Consider the following 17,277-nt stretch of genomic DNA (forward strand, 5'->3'; position numbering starts at 1 on the left):
GTAATATTTGAAAGGAATTAATACACCCATGTCACTTGTTAGTTTGATAAAAGGGCTTTTGCCTAACAATAAAAATAGTCATTTAGCAGACGATAGATATTCCTTAGTGTATGACTCATATGGCGTTAACTTTGTAACAGACGAGGCTTCTTACCATTGTTTAAACAAAGGTGAGGGCGGCGGCAGTCAGCTCATTGCGCATGTTGTGTTAAAAATGCTGCAAGAAAGAGACATTGCAGAAACGATACCTAATGGCTTTAGAGTGGATAGCGATCAAGCTTGTTTACTCGACCCAGAAGATGCAGAAGTACTTGGACTGCCACCTTTTTGTAGTCACGATTTTGACATTGATATTCAAGGCAGAACAACTAAAAGTAGTTTTACATTGCAGTTGTTTACAATGCTTGGTCATCAAAAATATCCCGTCAAAAGAAAAGGGCCCATACTGGCTTTTAGTGAACAAACACAGTTTTTAATGACACCTGAGCAGCTTAATGCTGTTTTGGCTGTAGAAGATCATTCATCTCTTACACCAGATGACCGCACTGAACTTAATAATGTTTTGGCTATCGCCAGGTTGCAGCAAGCGGTTAAAGACGGTTTAAAACTAGATTTAAAGCAGTTTGATAAATTTGATTTAGTCCAACCAGAGCAAATTACTGTTACCGCTAACCAAAAAGCAGATGGTAGCTTAGAGCTTAGCCCAAGCTTTGGTGATGGTTCATCATCAGAAGATTTACAAAATCGATTTGCTCAGTTACAAGGTGACGGACAGGTAATGCGAGTAAAAGATCGCATTGTGTTGTTGTCAGATGATAAAAAACAAGCCATAAAAGAAGTATTGCAAAATCGGACCATTCCAGCACACAAAGTCGCAGAATTTATTAAAACACCATCCGCTTTTTTAGATGCATCCATTCTTAATCTTGATTTAGGTTTTTCCATTCGTGTTTATGGTATCGGGAAGATGGTTCATATTCCCTTTGGGCAAGATAATGATGGAAGTAACGGCTGGTTTTCAACTAATGCTGCGAGTGAACCTCCAGAGCGTTTAGTTAGGCTGCTTGAATGTGAAGAAGATATAGCTTCTTTTGAACAAAGTTACGAGCAAGCTAAAGGTCAAAATGCCGACAGTGTCATTGTTGATAATGAAATCATTGATATTCGTGATGAGCAGCGTGTAAATGAAGCGCTTGCAGAGGTAAGGGACAATTTAGCAAATCCTATTAATGACTCTGACCTACCTGGTTTTGATGATGTTCCGGACCGTAAAGAGCAAGTGTCTTTATTGCTAAAAGATGCAGAAGATCATAATCAAGATATTGTAAATAAGGTCGCACAGTTAGATCGAACAATTAGTTTTAATCGAACTAACTTAGCTCGTACCCCTTTCCCTCATCAAGAGTCTGGTATTAGCTGGATGCTGTCGTTACTTAAATCTTCACAATTAGATAATTATGACGATATGTATCGCGTTCAAGGCGCTTTATTAGCCGATGATATGGGATTAGGTAAAACCTATATGACGCTAGTCATGCTAGCCGAATATTTATCAATCCAAAAGCAAAGCAATAAATCAGAAAAGCCTATATTAATAGTCGCTCCGCTTAGCTTACTAGAAAACTGGGAGCAAGAAGTGGCAGTAACGTTTAAGCATTCGCCATTTCGAGATATAAAAGTATTACAGTCTGCTAGGGATTTAAGAGAGTTTAAAGTTCAAGGGGCTGAACGTGAATCGATGCAACTAACGACAGTGATGAATGATTCACAAGCTGATCATAAAGCTATTCGTTATGCTTTGAATGTGGGTGCAGATGCTGCAACAAAACGCTTAGATATGGATAGACGCGTTGTTATTACGACATACCAAACGCTTCGAGATTACCAGTTTTCTTTATGCGTGATTGATTGGGGGATTGTTGTGTTTGATGAAGCACAAAATATTAAAAACCCTAATACTCAAGCTACTCGTGCGGCGAAGGCTTTAAAAGCTGACTTTAAACTCCTTGCCACAGGAACGCCGGTTGAAAACAGCTTAAGTGAGTTTTGGTGTTTAATGGATACTGCTCAACCTGGTTTACTAGGTGATTGGAGCTATTTTAGAGATCGTTGGATAAAACCAATTAGCAATGCTAATGATGAAGAAAAAGCGGAGATTCGCTTAGACATTGGTCATGATTTACGCACCTCCGTTGGGCAGTTTATGTTACGCCGCACCAAGGAAGAAGAATTAACGGGAATGCCAAAGAAAACAATAAAAACAGGTATTCATAAAGATCTTGCTGACAACATGTTATTTACACCCGAGCTCGCTCGTAATATGAGCGGTGGTCAGTTACTTGGATATAACCAAATTGTTGAAGACTACAGAAAAGCTAAAGCAAAGGAACAGGGCGGCACTCATGCTTTAGCAGTGCTTCAGCAATTAAGAGCGGTTAGTTTACACCCAAGGCTGAATGAGATTTTTAAAGCGCCACCAAATACCGCTAAAGAAGCGCTTAATATGCTGAATGAATCTGAAAAATTGCTTATGTTATTAGATATCTTGGCAGATATAAAAAACAAACAAGAAAAAGTCATTATTTTTGCGACGACTAAAAAGCTTCAGGCAGTGCTTAAAATTTGTTTAGACAAAATTTATGCTTTACAGATTCATGTCATTAATGGTGATAGTAAAGCGATTGCAACGAAGAAGGACCAACTGTCTCGTAAAGGCATGATTACTGACTTTGAGTCGAGAGAAGGCTTTAATATTATCATTATGTCACCTGTTGCTGCTGGCGTAGGATTGACCGTTGTTGGCGCAAATCATGTAGTGCATCTAGAGCGCCATTGGAACCCGGCAAAAGAAGCTCAAGCAACAGATCGAGTCTATCGAATTGGTCAGGAAAAACCTGTTTTTGTTCATTTACCCTGCCTTTTACATCCAGAGTATGATTCGTTTGATGTGAATTTAGACAAGTTATTAGCAAAGAAAACGATGCTCAGTGATGCAGTAGTAACGCCAGAAGCAGTCTGTGAACATGAGCTTATGTCTTCAATGGGCTTGTAGGGAATATTTAAACATGTCACAGGGAAGCTGCTATTCATCGATTCTTATATCTAAATTTGATTCGTTGTTGTGATTCTTGTAACGGGAACGATAAAAAAAGTATGAAATTATTACTATCCGCAACCAATGCACTCAACAAATGGCTTAAAGCCGACTTGTCTCGCTTGCCTGAGAAAGATGGCCAGAGAGTCGGGGTCCATAGCTTAGCGTCAGATAATCACACCTGTTGCTGGCAAGTACATATTATCGATAATGCCTATAAATCACGTCACAAAACCATTATTGCCTGTGAAGCAAACAGCCGTTTTACTGTATTTATACCCGCTGATACAAAACTAACGCTGGATGAATTAGCTGCACGCTTACAAATGGAGTGGCAATATTCATTAGCAGAAACCTTGCAGCAGCTCCGCGCCATACCAAGCAGTGATATTGCGATGTTATTAAGTGAGTTATCTGAACTAAACATGGATATTCATTGGGTTAAAAATACCGATTTAAGCATTAGCGGACATATTAGCGATGCCGCGCTTTGGGTAACCCAAATGTTGGAGGAGCAGGGGCTTAATGAGCTGCCATCTGATTTGTGCACCGATTTATCGATTCATCTAAACACTCAAATGAAGCGAGCTAAAAATCAAAAACAAAAATTTCTACCAATAGTAAAGATGATGGATTACTGCCAAGATATTTTAATGGAACCGCAACCACTACCAGCAAAGCCAGATTTAGCATCTGTTACTAATACGGCTGAAAATAGTACTCTTGCTGGCGACAAGATAGTGCAATTGAGTGATTACAGAAAGTAATAATAATTACCAATTGTTAAGATTGATTACCTAGTTTAATTGGTGTGATTAAACAAATTTGTCGCAAGAAATTGAAATATAAGTGTTTAAATAACTTATAGCTGTTGGCGTGATTGTGGCGCAGTTCTGGCATTAGTCGTCATACATTTATTGAAAAGGTATGAGCAATGTCCAAGCTGTTGTTACTGTTAGCCCTGTTAATGGTGATTTTGATCATCAACGCCATCGCCTTGCTAGTATACCTTGTCAAAGGCGACACCTATGAAGTGCCTGTTAGTAAAAACATAGCAAGCCAGGATACCGAGCTTGACCAGCAAAAACAGTTAAAGGATTAATATGACTAGCTTAGGAATAGTATTAAACAAAGGTAACAAGCCGAATTCCATTAAATGGATATGCTGTGTATTCAGCAGTATTTTTTATGATTATTTAACTTTTCTATCAAAAAAATTGAGTTCAGCAAAGCTTCATGCTTGAATACAAGCCACTGAAACAAGGATGTTTTTATGCCACTAGATCTCTCTAATACATTAGTCGTTGGTATTTCAGCCACGGCCTTATTCGATATGGCTGAATCTGACCAAATTTTCAGAAAAACCTTTGAATCAGATCCTGATACTGCCATAGAAAAATACCGCGAGTTTATGCTGGCACACGAAGATGAGCCGCTAAAACCTGGGACCGGTTACCCTCTGATCAAAGCTTTACTTGGCCTTAATCAATATCAGCAGGGCAATAGCCCTCTTGTTGAAGTTGTGGTGATGTCACAAAACAGCCCAGATACCGGTCTTCGGGTGCTTAATACTATTCGCCACGACAAGCTCAACATTACCCGTTCAGCCTTTACAGCGGGCGAAACCGTAGCCGATTATCTCGATGCCTTTGATGTGGACCTGTTTCTCACCACCAATGTTAAAGATGCTCAGCAGGTGATTGATTCCAAGAACTGCGCCGCGGCAATATTAAAAGCGCCGCCAACGGATGCACCGGAAATACCAGAGGGTCAAGTCCGCATCGCTTTCGATGGTGATGCCGTATTGTTTTCCGATGAAAGTGAATTAGTTTACAAAACCCAAGGCATGGAAGCCTTTCATGCTCAAGAAGACGCAAAACAAAATATCCCAATGGCAGAGGGGCCTTACGCCAGTTTATTGCATAAGTTGTCTCGCTTGCAGGATAGATTACCCATTCGCGTTGAATACTCACCGATCCGCATTGCATTAGTCACTGCTCGTAATAGCCCTTCGGAGATGCGAGTAATTAAAACCTTAAGGCATTGGGGCGTGTATGTTGATGAGGCTTTTTTCTTAGGGGGAGTAGAGAAGACTAAAGTGTTAAAAGCCTTTCGGCCTCACATCTTCTTCGATGATCAGGACGTGCACCTTGATGCTGCTGCTAATTTAGTTCCTTCCGGAAAAGTCCCTTATCTTAGTGATTCAGCATTGTCTGAAAAGTTAGCAAGTGATCTCATGTCAAAACACAGGGAGTAATTAATAATGGTTATGCCACTTGGAAATATGGCTTGGCAGTGTGAGAACTGCGGTTGGAAATTGAAAGCGCTGTGCAGTTAGCACATTGCTGTTTTAAGGGCTCTAGCAATGGTCTAAATACGATTGTCTACATACCAAAGCTAGATTGTAAATATTCGGACAACCTAACAAGGAACACGTATGACGGCTAAGGATTCGATGGCCTCAGCAGATTTAGATGTATTGCTGAAACAGGCATCAGATATATTGGCGAGAAAGCAGGTACAGGATAAACCTGTTATCGCCGTTTGGGGAATGATGAATGCAGGTAAAAGCTATTTGCTGAACATGCTCACTCACCACTATAACGCAGAGTATTTTCCAACTAATGATGTCCGAGAGACCGCCGAACTAAGGCAGTTTGAGGGAGAGTCTTATATTTTCCTCGATACGCCAGGTTTGGATGCTCATGACGCTGATGATCAAGTTGCGATGGATGGCGCCGCAAAAGCAGACGTGGTGTTATTTGTGCACCAGCCTAAAGGAGAACTCGAGAAAATTGAACTCGATTTTCTTAAGCAGTTGAAAGAATCATTTGGCGTTTATGCTGAGAAAAATATCGTCCTTGTCATCAGTAAAGCTGATGCAGAAAGCTTAGAGAAGATTGAACAGATTGAGCAAAAAGTGCTTGAGCAATGTCATCTTCATTTGGGTTTTGCACCTGAAAGTTTTCTCATTTCTGGAACTCGTTTTCACAAGGGGATTCAACAGCATAAGGATGGCTTAGTGAAAGCCAGTCATTTACAAGAATTGAAGCAGCATATTGAAACTTTGGGGATTGATGTACGGGCTGTTCGTGAAGAAAGAATACGTCATGCACAGAATACATTGTTATTGGATATCTCGGCTGCTGAAGAAGCGCTCAATGATGAAAAACTGCAATTAGAAGATGATTTGTACTGGAATTTTGCCCGCTTTAACGACGCCATGCTCTCGTTAGATCTCAGCATGACTTTGAAAAAAACCGAATACCTGAATGAAAGATTACGGGGAGAGTAAAATATGGCGTTACCTTGGTTGATTGGTGCGGCAGTAGTTGCACTTGGAGCGGCTGCGGTCTCTGCTTTCAGTGATGATAGTGACTCTGGGAGTGGCGGAAATGGTGACGAAGAGCGTCGTCGTAGAGAACGGGCAGAGCAGGAACGCAAGACGCGTGCCCACAAAGGAAAACTGGAGAGCATGAAAGAGGCGTTTGTCCAAGAAGGCATGCAGAGAGCAAATGATCTGCAACAAAGTTTAGATGGTCAAATAAAAGTGATCTTGCTTGGCGATAAACCATTTAAAGCTATTTTGGATAATGATGAAGAGTTTCACAATCCGGTTAGTCCAACATACGTGGAGGTTTATGACCTTCAGTTTTTACCTCAAGAAACACAGGACTACTTAGTTAAATTGGAGTCTTTGTATGATGTGGAACTTGAACCGGAAGAGGAATTAATGAACGTTCCAGTCAGACTAAAAGAAATAGACCACAAGCTTGTTCAATTAAAAACGTTGCGCGAAAAGCTTTAAGTACTTTTAAATGGATTAAAAGGATAGATAAAGGATGTCAGACCTTATTTTACGTGAACAGTTGTTGACGTCATTTCAGACGTTGAAAAGTGATTTTATGGCATCGTTAGTTGATGCCAAAAAGCTGGATAGCGAGTTTCAAAAGGCTCAAAAAACTTTTGCGGTGCGTATGGAATCGCATATCAGACAAGCAAAGAAACGTTTACCAGAGGGAAATCCGCTCAGTCGTCAAATTGATGGCATTTTGTCTGCTATCAGTGATACAGACAAAGCGTGGCAGGCTAATTTGGCTTCATATGATAAAGGGTTGAGTTTTCGTCAGGATTTCCAGGATTCTCTGTTGGTATTTGTATTTGGTAAGGTCAAATCAGGTAAGAGCTCGTTGGGTAACTATATAGCATGGGGTCATACAGATCCTTCGGAAAATTTAAAAGCTAGTGTCCCAATATCATTGCTGCCTGAGTATTTTACTGCTGCCAATACCAACGTTGTAAACGGTGATGCTGATGATGAAGCGAAGCGTCGTAGAGAGTTTCGCGTGGGAGCGACGGAAGCGACCAGCTCTATTCAAGGTTTTCGTCTTCCTGGTTTAACTTGGGTGGATTCACCAGGGTTGCATTCAGTGAATGATATTAACGGTAAATTGGCGCAAGAGTATGTGTCTCATGCAGATTTAATTCTCTATACCATGAGTTCAGGCTCACCAGGTCGTGCCAGCGATTTAAAAGAAATCAGAGAGCTCAAAAATAAGGGAAAGGAAACACTTATTCTGATTACCGGAAGTGATGTCAATGAAGAGGATTGGGACGATGAACTGGGAGAGCCTGTTTCCCGAGTTCAAATGAAGTCGAAAGAAACGCGGCAGCAGCAGCGAGAGTACATCGCCAAAGAATTAGAAGGCATTGACAGTAACGATATTCTTTCTAACTCCGCCCGTTACGCTCAAGAGCACTTAACCGATCCTAAGGAGATGCAAAACAGCGGCATGGTTCAACTATTTAGTCGATTGCACAGCATTTCTCAAAACCAAGGCGTGCAGATAAAGCGCGCCGTTCCAATGACGAATTTCAGTAATTTCTTAGACAAGTGCCGAAAGGAATTATTGCCCTATACAAAATTGACAAATGACCTAGATGCAGAGATTGCGCATTTGGAGAGCTCTGTGCCAAAGGTTATGGCGAGATACACTCGAGAGGCGCAGAAAGAGATGTATGCAATCATCGATGATACATTTAACACGTTAGAGAATTATCGTGATGATGATGAGCAGATGAATCAAGAGTTGAGGTACGCTCGTCGAAGTTGGGATGACAAGCTTCAGCAAGTTATTGGCATTGCTTTAGAAAGTGGATTAGCGGATATCACCAAAGAGTTGAAACATGCTGTGGATAATACTTGGTATTCAGCGTCACTGGAATTGCCGAATTTCTCAATAGAAAAAGTCACTGAGCAGATCTCTGCAGGCTATCAGGCCGGCACAAAAAATCGTAATAGCGGTTGGGGTGGATTGGGCGGCTTAGTTGCTGGCGGAGTCGCGGGCTTTATGCTAGGTGGTCCTGCTGGTGCAGCTTTGGGGGCATCATTGGCAGGTGGGGCTGGTAGTATGGCTGGTAGCGCATTTGGTAGTGATGCCAAATTAAAGACGAAAACGATAGAGTTAAATGTCGGTGATAATCTAGAGTCACTGAAAAAAGAGATACGCGATAACTATGCGAGAGTTGTAAAGACTGTGATCGAGGATGAATCTAAAAAAGTGCTTACAAATGTATTGGCTGAAATGAGGACAATGACACGACAGCTTGCCACCGAACTACGCGAAGTGAATGAGCGGGTCGAAGCACTGAAAGCCCTATCGCTGCAAAAAATCGTAAAAAATGGAGTTTAAGATGAAGACGAGTGCTGAACTTTATAGAGCCTATGCAGAAACGAAAAAGCTAATTGTTGAATATCCTGATATGCAGGCAGCATTTAGGGATGTTGAAACATTATTTGAAGATAAAAAGGCCTCGCCTGAACTAAGTGTCATGGTATACGGCATTTACAATGCCGGTAAAAGCACCCTGATAAATGCATTGGTTGGTTCAGACGTAGCTCCTACAGGGGATGTGCCTTTAACGGCAGATGTTAAGGCTTATCAATGGAATAACTTTAGCATCCTAGACACCCCTGGTGTTGATGCGCCATTAGCGCATGAACAGGTGACACAAGCACAAATGATGCTTGCAGACGCAGTAATATTTGTTGTCAACCCATCTGGAGCCGCGGAAGAAGAGAAAACCCTTGGTAAGCTTATTGATTTAATTTATAAGAGAAAAAAGGTATTTTTGGTATTCAATGAAAAAAGCCCGCTTTCTCAAGAGGACTTTATTCGTCTAAAAAATGATACTCGCGCAAGGATTCAGTCTCTGGCTGTTGCTCAAGGTCTTAGTGAGGTTTTGACCGATATCCCGATATTGCGTGTTAATGCAGCTAGTGCCTTAAAAGGGAAGTTAGCGATGCAACAAGGCTTGGTAGAGCATAGCGGTATCATTGAACTTGAGATCTCACTTAATAGCTTTTTTACTTCTATTAGTCCAGAAGATGTCAACAGTCGTTTGGCTTATTCTCTGCAAGTATTTTTGAGCCAATTTATTCAGCAATTAACAAATGCTGACAGTAATGAACTACTCAGTCACTATAAAGAATTGTGTCGTAAGTTGATCGCCAACCAAAGCCAGTGCCGGGATAATATTTACCGCGAAATTGCTAGCAATCGAAAAAATATTACAGTTAAAAGTAAATCTGCCATGCATCAAAACCCCGAAGGCTGTATTGCATTGCTTGAGCAAGTCTTTGAAGAGTCGGGTAAAGCTGTTGTCGCTGTTATGGATGACGAGTTACAGTACTTGATGAGCCAATTCAACGATGATGTTGAAACAATGTCGGCGCTCTTAAATGCACAGCACGAGGGACCGAGTATTAATGACGTTCCACATTTCTCGGCTTCAGAATCTAAAGATCCTAATAATCAAAGAGGGATAAATAAAGAGGTTTTGGGTAATGCGGCGAGCTCTGTCGTAAAAATGGCGAAGCCAGAGCATATTGTTGGTGGATTAAAGTTGGTTAAAGACTGGGCACCTTCATTAATGAAAGGAATTGGGCCAAAAACCATGGAGAAATGGGCTGGCCAAGTTATCGGCAAATGGATCCCATACGTAGGTACGGGGATTACTGTTATTTCTTCTATTTACGATTTATTTTCAGAAGACCCCTCTGATAAAGAAATGCGTGAACATGCAGCAAAAGTTCAGCTGGAACGTGAACGATTTGAGCAGCAGGTTGAAGATACAGCTAAAGATCTGGGAGAACAGTTTGAGCGCGCGATGAATCAAATTTTGCGTCAGGAACTGGAGCCTGCCCTTCAACAAATGCTGTCAAAAGTAGAGTCAGCGCAAACTAGTGCTAACGAGCAAGAAAAGGCAAATAGTGTTGCTTTAATGAGAGCTCAGACTTTGCTAACAACGATATAGCAATGATGACTCTGACAATACCTAAGCCGTTCCCATGTAATGCTTGTGGACTTTGCTGCCGCAGAGTGAACGAGAGCGTGGAAACGGCTTTTCTTGATCGTAGCGATGGTGTTTGTCGTCATTTCGATGAGCAAACACACCTTTGTACTATTTATGACGAGCGTCCATTGGTATGCCGCGTAGAAGATTATTATCAAGCGAATTTATCTTCATTAGTTTCCTGGAGCGTCTTTGTCGATCTTAATGTTGAAATTTGCAATGAATTGCAACGCTTAGCAAAACTGAATAGTGAGTAAACTTTAACATGCCATTTCCACCTAAACCATACAAACTTATTTGCCCGCAATGCCAGTGGAGTTCAGTTAGGGCGCCCAAAAGCGATGTATTATTACCCAATGATGTACGAACAGAGTGCCCGGAATGTGGTTGTGAAGAGTTAAAAAGAGTGCAACCTTCAATGTTTGAGAAACTAAGCGCAAAACTGTTGAATAAATTTTAAATCCGAATTCAACTTCGAAGGATGATATTCGCCAAATTAAGGGGCTATTGTTTAAATACAACAGCTGGATGCTTAAACTTCAAACATTTCTTAGGTCGGTAGTTATCCTGTTATGTGCAAACAAGATGATGCCATCGCTTACCACAAAGTTGTTACGTTTTTTTATGAGCTTGCAAAAGCAACTGATCACGTACTAGAAAAAATTTTACAGCGAGATTTTAATGGATTTATGTTCCAAGGAGTAGCAGTTTAAAAGAGTTATCAATATTTGATGACGATATGAATCAAAGTGCTTAATCGAGCTGTTAACAATCCTTAGTGAATATAATAAGGACTCTTGTGCCTTTTTGGGTAGTGGTCTAGTTTCAGCTTGTCAAAAATCGCTTGTGCCAACATGTTTGGCACCGATTTGGCACAAGCTGCCTTTTTTAAGCTTTTGAATGTAATTTTGCACTTTGAAAAATTCGGCAGAGGACTTTAATTCTTAAAAAACGAATGGGTTTTAAATAATATTTTAAGGGAGAGTTGGCACAGATTTTTGGAGTTTGTCACTGAGGAATGTAAAGTATTTTAGATTGTAAAATATGGAAGACTTGATATTTCATAAGATTACAGCAAGAAATGGTACACCCGAGTGGACTCGAACCACCGACCCCTACCATGTCAAGGTAGTGCTCTAACCAACTGAGCTACGGGTGTATTATATTATTTTCACGTTTTATACTCTGTGAAGAGAGTGGTACACCCGAGTGGACTCGAACCACCGACCCCTACCATGTCAAGGTAGTGCTCTAACCAACTGAGCTACGGGTGTATCGTAAATTTTAACTTGCTATTCAAAAGCGTTGCGCCTTGGAACGAGCGCTATATTAGGGGCATAGCGCAGGGCTGGCAAGCAAAAAAATCAAATTTGTCGTCAAATGGTGAATTGCTGTGCAACTTGTCCAGTGTTTCAGCAAAGTCGCTGATAAAACCGCAGTTTATTATCCGTTTATACCAATCGTATAAAATATCTGCTCATTCAGCGGGAGTTCAACGCGCTTTAGACAAGGCGAAGGCTAGGGCATAGTGGTGCTCTGTCTAAAGCCTTAAACGCAGTATAAAGCGCGTTGCCATGCCGTTAACATCAGCCGGCCTTCGGGAGCCACACAGGCATCCCACTCCGGTGTTGCATTGACTTAAAAGGGAATGACCACTTCTGCGTCAATGCGCCTTGGATTGAGATGCCTGTGAGGCTCTGAACTGATTGTGATTGGTATTAGAGAAGGCATCGAAATCAAACCGATAAACAAAACGGCGAGCATCGATGCTCGCCGTTAATGCTATCAATGATGCACACTATCACCATCGATGAGGCTTAAATGCACGCCATGTTTTTGGATGTAACGCAGTCGAATGAAAAATAGCAGCGCCGCCGAGGTGAGGCCTGCAATCAATCCGGCCCAGAAACCATGGGCACCCATGGCAGGAACGATATGATCCGTATAAGCCAAGGTATAACCGAGTGACATCCCTATACCCCAATAGGAAAACAGCGTGATATAAAAGGCACTGCGGGTATCTTTATAACCACGTAGGGCTCCGGCAGCAACCACTTGGACTGAATCAGATAATTGATACAGTGCAGCCATTAACATCAAGCTGCCGGCTAAAGCGACAACTTCAGGATCACCATTATAAAGCTCTGCAATCTGGAATCTAAATATGACGGTCAAGACTGCAGTTGATAATGCAAGGGACAGCGCCAGCCATAAACCCACTTTGGTAACCACTGCGGAAATATCGGCGCGATCACGGCCTAAGTAGTAACCAATTCGGATCGATACCGCGATACCAATAGATAACGGCAGCATAAATACGATGGCAGAAAAGTTCAGTGCTATCTGGTGACTTGCCACCACAGTTGCGCCTAATGGGGCGAGTAACAGCGCGATAATGGCAAATAAACTCACTTCAAAAAACAGCGCCATTGCTATCGGCATGCCGAGTTTGGTCATTTTTTTCATCGTTTCAAAGTCAGGACGATGAAATTTACTGAAAGGAGCCAAGGCCGCGAATTTCTTATGCAGTTGCATATAAATAGTCATAGCAATCAGCATGGTCCAAAAAACCAAGGCAGTGGCAATACCGCAGCCAGCCCCGCCCATCGGAGGTACGCCAAAGTGTCCGTAAATAAAGATGTAGTTGGCGGGGATGTTCACTGCTAAGCCGACAAAGCCAATGACCATAGTCGGTAACGTGTAAGAAATCCCTTCACTACAGCCGCGCAGCACTTGATAAAGCACAAATGCGGGCGCACCCCATAAAATACCGTCGAGATATCCAATGGTTAAGCGGTATAATTCGGGTTCTAAATCCATATGGCCAAGCACAAAGGGCGCTGATGCGAGGAAAATCATCACGCCAATGCCACCAATGATGGCAAGATAGGCACCTTGAAAGGCCAAAGGTTGGATGGCTTTTTGATTATTCGCTCCATTGTAGTGGGCAAATAAAGGCGTAAAAGCCATCAGCAAACCTTGGACAAACAGAATAGCGGGTAACCAAAGGCTAGTGCCGACCGCCACCGCGGCCATATCAACCGCGCTAACACGGCCCGCCATAACGGTATCAATAAAGCCCATCATGGTCTGAGTGACCTGAGCTATTAGCACCGGCAGCGCCAATTGGATTAAACGTTTGGCTTGATAGCCTGAATTATTCATAAATACAGCCTTTAACGATTAAGCGAGCAGAAAATGTTTACAGGTATAGTTCAAGCCACCTGCGAGGTGGTTGCAATACATAAGAAAGATGGCCTAAATACCCTTGAGGTAGCGTTCGAACCTGATTTGCATGAGGGACTTGCGATTGGTGCAAGTGTGGCAAATAACGGGGTATGTCTTACTGTGACTCAGGTCGTTGATGATAGGGTATTTTTCGACGTAGTGGAAGAGACCTTGCGACTGACGAATCTGGCTAATTTGTCTATAGGTCAAAGCGTTAATGTTGAGCGTTCGTTGACTTTTGGTAGTGAAATTGGTGGTCACATTCTCTCTGGCCATATTCATACCAAGGCTAAAGTCGTTGATATTAGCCATACAGAACAGCATTATGATCTGACACTGGGCATTGAGCCTAAATGGATGGATTACATTTTTTATAAAGGTTTTGTTGGCGTTAACGGCTGCAGCTTAACGGTAGGCGAGGTGAGTGACTCCGGCTTTAAGTTGCACTTAATTCCTGAAACCCTAAAACTGACCAATTTAAGTCAGTATAAAGTGGGTGATGAACTCAATATTGAGATCGACAGCCAAACGCAAGTTATCGTCGACACTGTCGAGCGCGTGCTGGCCAGGCGTTTTAACGAACAAGCCCGTTAGTTTCATGACATCGCAGCCTTTAGTGCAATCTCGTTTAATAGATTTGCTCGTCGTCTGAATCGATATACAGCTCAACGGTACGTCTCAATTCGTCGATATGTAAGCGTAAGTGAATGGGATTACAACAAATTCGGCAATCATCGTAATAATCTTGATCTCCGCAGCTGGCATCGATACTGATATCTTGATGGTGCCCGCAGTGGGGACAAGCAATAACTTTGTTCATGACTCTCATGGTGTAACTCCTTATAGCTAATAGAAGAAAGCCACAATAGAGCAGAGCCCCAATAGAATAGAGCGAATCACTCAGTTCAATCAGTACATCTCACACTTAGTTCGTTCATCGCACTTATTGTTGTGCGCGTTGGTTTTGCAAACCTGAGTGCTGTTTATGTGCGTCCTATTCGAGCGCCTCTATTTAAGTGCTTCCTATTTGAGTATACAGCAGAGTGCAGTGCGCTGACTTAGACGAAGTCGGTATCAAAATGCAGCATGATAGACCTTCTGGTTAAATGCTTTGCTTAGTGGATCAACAACACTTTTTAGCATCTAGTCCTTAACCGTGACTAACCCTTCCATTTCGCTGCTGTGTAACACGCCATCGCGGGCATTTTGGGTAATATCCCGCGTTAAACGCTGCATCTGTAGCTCAAGCTCACTTTTAATATCAACGAGTAATACTTGAGTATCGATCTCAGGTTCGTTTGTACTTATATGCCGCGGCTCAGGTAAAGCGGCGGCTGTGTTCGTGAGTGCCACAGCCAGTAGAATGCAGTTCAACATATCAACTCCCTTGTCATGTTTTCAGTGATGGCTAATAAACTGGCGCCAGAATAGGGGAGTTAGATGACCGCTAAGTTACCAAGACACTGCAAAATCATGAATTTGCTTTTTGCTTTCAATCCCAATTCTGGCCAATATGCTTGCGCCTTTTAGCTACAATCCCTTAGAATAAACGCCCTGCTACGCAAGGCGGCTAAGACTCCTGTACTGTCTTAACCTAGCGAGCATTTCTCTTACATTAACTAAAACCAAGTGGCCCTACGTGTGGGTCACCACTGGAAAGGACATTTCATGCCTGTAATTACACTTCCCGATGGTAGCAAACGCGAGTTTGCTCATGCTGTATCGACCCTCGATGTTGCCGCCGATATTGGCCCAGGTTTAGCGAAAGCTTGTATCGCTGGCCGTGTTAATGGCGAATTAAAAGATGCTTGCGATCTCATTGAAACCGATGCAGAGCTATCAATCATTACCGCCAAAGACGAAGAAGGTGTTGAAATTCTTCGCCATTCTTGCGCACATTTATTAGGTCACGCGATTAAGCAAATGTGGCCAGAAACCAAGATGGCGATTGGTCCAGTTATCGATAACGGCTTCTACTATGATATCGACCTTGAGCACAAGTTGACTCAAGATGACATCGACGCCTTAGAAAAGCGCATGCTTCAACTGGCAAAAACTAACTATGACGTTGTAAAACGTGTGGTTAGCTGGCAAGAAGCGCGCGATACATTCGCTGCGCGCGGCGAAGATTATAAGATTGCCATTCTGGATGAGAACATCAGCAAAGACGCGACGCCTGCGCTGTATCATCACGAAGAATACACAGACATGTGTCGTGGACCGCACGTGCCTAACATGCGTTTCTGCCAACATTTCAAATTAATGAGCATTGCTGGCGCTTACTGGCGTGGTAACTCAGAAAACAAGATGTTGCAACGTATCTATGGTACTGCTTGGGCTGACAAAAAAGCCTTGAGCACACACTTAACCCGTCTTGAAGAAGCGGCTAAGCGTGACCACCGTAAAATCGGTAAGCAGCTCGACTTGTATCACATGCAAGAAGAAGCACCAGGTATGGTGTTCTGGCATAACGACGGTTGGAGCATCTTCCTCGAATTAGAAAGATTCATTCGCCGTAAGTTAAACCAATACACTTACCAAGAAGTGAAAGGCCCATTAATGATGGACCGCGTGTTGTGGGAACGTTCTGGTCACTGGGATAAATACTCAGAAGCCATGTTCACGACCAGCAGCGAAAACCGCGAATATGCTATCAAGCCAATGAACTGCCCAGGCCACGTGCAGATCTTCAACCAAGGGTTGAAATCATACCGCGACCTGCCATTACGTATGGCTGAGTTTGGTTGCTGTCACCGTAATGAACCTTCTGGTTCGTTGCACGGATTAATGCGCGTACGTGGTTTTACCCAAGACGACGCACATATTTTCTGTACTGACAGCCAAGTTCAAGAGGAAGTGAGTGCTTGTATCCAGATGGTTTACGATACATACGCCACCTTCGGCTTTGAAAATATCGTGGTGAAATTGTCGACTCGCCCAGAAAAACGTATCGGTGACGATGCGATGTGGGACAGAGCGGAAGAAGCGCTTAAGCAAGCTCTGAGTGACAATAATATTGAATTCACCATTTTGCCAGGTGAAGGCGCCTTCTACGGACCAAAAATCGAATTTACTTTACACGATTGTTTGGACCGTGCGTGGCAATGTGGTACTGTGCAGCTCGATTATGCGTTGCCAAGCCGTCTTGGTGCAACTTACGTTGCCGAAGATAATAGCCGTCAGACCCCAGTGATGATCCATCGTGCCATTTTAGGCTCTTTGGAACGATTCTTGGGTATCTTGATAGAAGAATATGCAGGACGTTTCCCAACTTGGTTAGCCCCAATGCAAGTTGTCGTGATGAATATCACTGATAAACAGGCTGATTATGTTGAAGAAGTCGTAAAATTCTTCAAAGAACAAGGTATTCGAGCGTCTTTTGACTTGAGGAATGAGAAAATAGGCTTTAAAATACGCGAACACACCTTAAGGCGTGTCCCTTATTTGTTGGTCGTTGGCGATCAAGAAATGGAAAATAAGGAAGTAGCGGTGCGTACCCGTGATGGTATCGATTTAGGTAAGATGCGACGTGAAGATTTCGCCACTAAAATCCATCAACAGATTTCGCTCCGTAGTCTCAAATTGTTGGAGGAATAGGT

The 17,277-nt window shown here is 42.5% G+C and carries 14 protein-coding genes, 2 tRNA genes and 1 pseudogene; 11 read left to right on the top strand and 6 right to left on the bottom strand.

Going from position 1 to position 17,277, the window contains the following annotated elements; all coding sequences use genetic code 11:
* Nucleotides 1-28: 28 nt before the first annotated feature.
* From FW758_RS18280 to FW758_RS18320, 9 genes are all read left to right on the top strand, one after another.
* Nucleotides 29-3,052 carry a DEAD/DEAH box helicase gene (locus tag FW758_RS18280; protein ID WP_446446140.1) on the top strand — a complete coding sequence of 1,008 codons (3,024 nt, stop codon included), beginning with the start codon at nt 29-31 and terminating at the stop codon, nt 3,050-3,052.
* A 101-nt stretch (nt 3,053-3,153) separates the two neighbouring features.
* Nucleotides 3,154-3,861, top strand: a complete 708-nt coding sequence (locus FW758_RS18285) for a DUF6933 domain-containing protein (RefSeq protein ID WP_259563604.1) — start codon at nt 3,154-3,156, stop codon at nt 3,859-3,861.
* A 167-nt stretch (nt 3,862-4,028) separates the two neighbouring features.
* Entirely contained in the window at nt 4,029-4,196 is a 168-nt protein-coding gene (locus tag FW758_RS18290; protein ID WP_446446141.1) for a hypothetical protein, read from the top strand.
* A gap of 171 nt (nt 4,197-4,367) precedes the next feature.
* Complete coding sequence (locus FW758_RS18295; protein ID WP_263166151.1) at nt 4,368-5,351, top strand: 5'-nucleotidase; 984 nt, start codon at nt 4,368-4,370, stop codon at nt 5,349-5,351.
* Nucleotides 5,352-5,549: 198 nt separating this feature from the next.
* Complete coding sequence (locus FW758_RS18300) at nt 5,550-6,389, top strand: GTPase (protein ID WP_446446142.1); 840 nt, start codon at nt 5,550-5,552, stop codon at nt 6,387-6,389.
* Between the two features lie 3 nt (nt 6,390-6,392).
* Nucleotides 6,393-6,902: a hypothetical protein gene (locus tag FW758_RS18305; protein WP_446446143.1), complete on the top strand. Its 510-nt coding sequence runs from the start codon at nt 6,393-6,395 to the stop codon at nt 6,900-6,902.
* Nucleotides 6,903-6,936: 34 nt separating this feature from the next.
* A complete protein-coding gene (locus tag FW758_RS18310; protein WP_446446144.1) occupies nt 6,937-8,787 on the top strand; it encodes a dynamin family protein in 1,851 nt (616 codons plus the stop codon).
* Between the two features lies 1 nt (nt 8,788).
* Nucleotides 8,789-10,411 carry a GTPase gene (locus FW758_RS18315; protein ID WP_446446145.1) on the top strand — a complete coding sequence of 541 codons (1,623 nt, stop codon included), beginning with the start codon at nt 8,789-8,791 and terminating at the stop codon, nt 10,409-10,411.
* Between the two features lie 2 nt (nt 10,412-10,413).
* On the top strand, nt 10,414-10,707 hold the full coding sequence (locus FW758_RS18320; RefSeq protein ID WP_351019348.1) for a YkgJ family cysteine cluster protein: 294 nt from the start codon (nt 10,414-10,416) through the stop codon (nt 10,705-10,707).
* A gap of 247 nt (nt 10,708-10,954) precedes the next feature.
* Here FW758_RS18320 and FW758_RS18325 read toward each other — a convergent pair.
* The 4 genes and pseudogenes from FW758_RS18325 to FW758_RS18340 form a co-directional block, all read right to left on the bottom strand.
* Nucleotides 10,955-11,052: pseudogene (locus FW758_RS18325) on the bottom strand (IS30 family transposase); the annotation flags it as partial.
* Between the two features lie 480 nt (nt 11,053-11,532).
* Nucleotides 11,533-11,609, bottom strand: a tRNA-Val gene (locus FW758_RS18330).
* A gap of 38 nt (nt 11,610-11,647) precedes the next feature.
* A tRNA-Val gene (locus FW758_RS18335) sits at nt 11,648-11,724 on the bottom strand.
* Between the two features lie 511 nt (nt 11,725-12,235).
* A complete protein-coding gene (locus FW758_RS18340; RefSeq protein ID WP_446446146.1) occupies nt 12,236-13,615 on the bottom strand; it encodes an MATE family efflux transporter in 1,380 nt (459 codons plus the stop codon).
* A gap of 33 nt (nt 13,616-13,648) precedes the next feature.
* Between FW758_RS18340 and FW758_RS18345 the strand changes: the two genes are divergently transcribed.
* Nucleotides 13,649-14,272: a riboflavin synthase gene (locus FW758_RS18345; protein WP_012197183.1), complete on the top strand. Its 624-nt coding sequence runs from the start codon at nt 13,649-13,651 to the stop codon at nt 14,270-14,272.
* A 34-nt stretch (nt 14,273-14,306) separates the two neighbouring features.
* On the opposite strand, the gene FW758_RS18350 is transcribed toward FW758_RS18345, so the two are convergent.
* Nucleotides 14,307-14,507, bottom strand: coding sequence for a CPXCG motif-containing cysteine-rich protein (locus FW758_RS18350; protein WP_006087488.1), 201 nt, complete (start codon nt 14,505-14,507; stop codon nt 14,307-14,309).
* A 314-nt stretch (nt 14,508-14,821) separates the two neighbouring features.
* Complete coding sequence (locus FW758_RS18355; RefSeq protein WP_446446147.1) at nt 14,822-15,055, bottom strand: hypothetical protein; 234 nt, start codon at nt 15,053-15,055, stop codon at nt 14,822-14,824.
* 291 nt (nt 15,056-15,346) lie between these two features.
* Between FW758_RS18355 and thrS the strand changes: the two genes are divergently transcribed.
* On the top strand, nt 15,347-17,275 hold the full coding sequence (thrS, locus tag FW758_RS18360; RefSeq protein ID WP_446446148.1) for a threonine--tRNA ligase: 1,929 nt from the start codon (nt 15,347-15,349) through the stop codon (nt 17,273-17,275).
* The last annotated feature ends 2 nt before the right edge of the window (nt 17,276-17,277 follow it).

The sequence above is a fragment of the Shewanella sp. 1180_01 genome, from assembly GCF_052850535.1.

What these genes read in the sequence shown, in the direction of transcription:
- FW758_RS18280 (WP_446446140.1), top strand. Translation starts at nt 29, where the DNA reads ATGTCACTTGTTAGTTTGATAAAAGGGCTTTTGCCTAACAATAAAAAT.
- FW758_RS18285 (WP_259563604.1), top strand. Translation starts at nt 3,154, where the DNA reads ATGAAATTATTACTATCCGCAACCAATGCACTCAACAAATGGCTTAAA.
- FW758_RS18290 (WP_446446141.1), top strand. Translation starts at nt 4,029, where the DNA reads ATGTCCAAGCTGTTGTTACTGTTAGCCCTGTTAATGGTGATTTTGATC.
- FW758_RS18295 (WP_263166151.1), top strand. Translation starts at nt 4,368, where the DNA reads ATGCCACTAGATCTCTCTAATACATTAGTCGTTGGTATTTCAGCCACG.
- FW758_RS18300 (WP_446446142.1), top strand. Translation starts at nt 5,550, where the DNA reads ATGGCCTCAGCAGATTTAGATGTATTGCTGAAACAGGCATCAGATATA.
- FW758_RS18305 (WP_446446143.1), top strand. Translation starts at nt 6,393, where the DNA reads ATGGCGTTACCTTGGTTGATTGGTGCGGCAGTAGTTGCACTTGGAGCG.
- FW758_RS18310 (WP_446446144.1), top strand. Translation starts at nt 6,937, where the DNA reads ATGTCAGACCTTATTTTACGTGAACAGTTGTTGACGTCATTTCAGACG.
- FW758_RS18315 (WP_446446145.1), top strand. Translation starts at nt 8,789, where the DNA reads ATGAAGACGAGTGCTGAACTTTATAGAGCCTATGCAGAAACGAAAAAG.
- FW758_RS18320 (WP_351019348.1), top strand. Translation starts at nt 10,414, where the DNA reads ATGATGACTCTGACAATACCTAAGCCGTTCCCATGTAATGCTTGTGGA.
- FW758_RS18340 (WP_446446146.1), bottom strand. Translation starts at nt 13,615, where the DNA reads ATGAATAATTCAGGCTATCAAGCCAAACGTTTAATCCAATTGGCGCTG.
- FW758_RS18345 (WP_012197183.1), top strand. Translation starts at nt 13,649, where the DNA reads ATGTTTACAGGTATAGTTCAAGCCACCTGCGAGGTGGTTGCAATACAT.
- FW758_RS18350 (WP_006087488.1), bottom strand. Translation starts at nt 14,507, where the DNA reads ATGAGAGTCATGAACAAAGTTATTGCTTGTCCCCACTGCGGGCACCAT.
- FW758_RS18355 (WP_446446147.1), bottom strand. Translation starts at nt 15,055, where the DNA reads ATGTTGAACTGCATTCTACTGGCTGTGGCACTCACGAACACAGCCGCC.
- thrS (WP_446446148.1), top strand. Translation starts at nt 15,347, where the DNA reads ATGCCTGTAATTACACTTCCCGATGGTAGCAAACGCGAGTTTGCTCAT.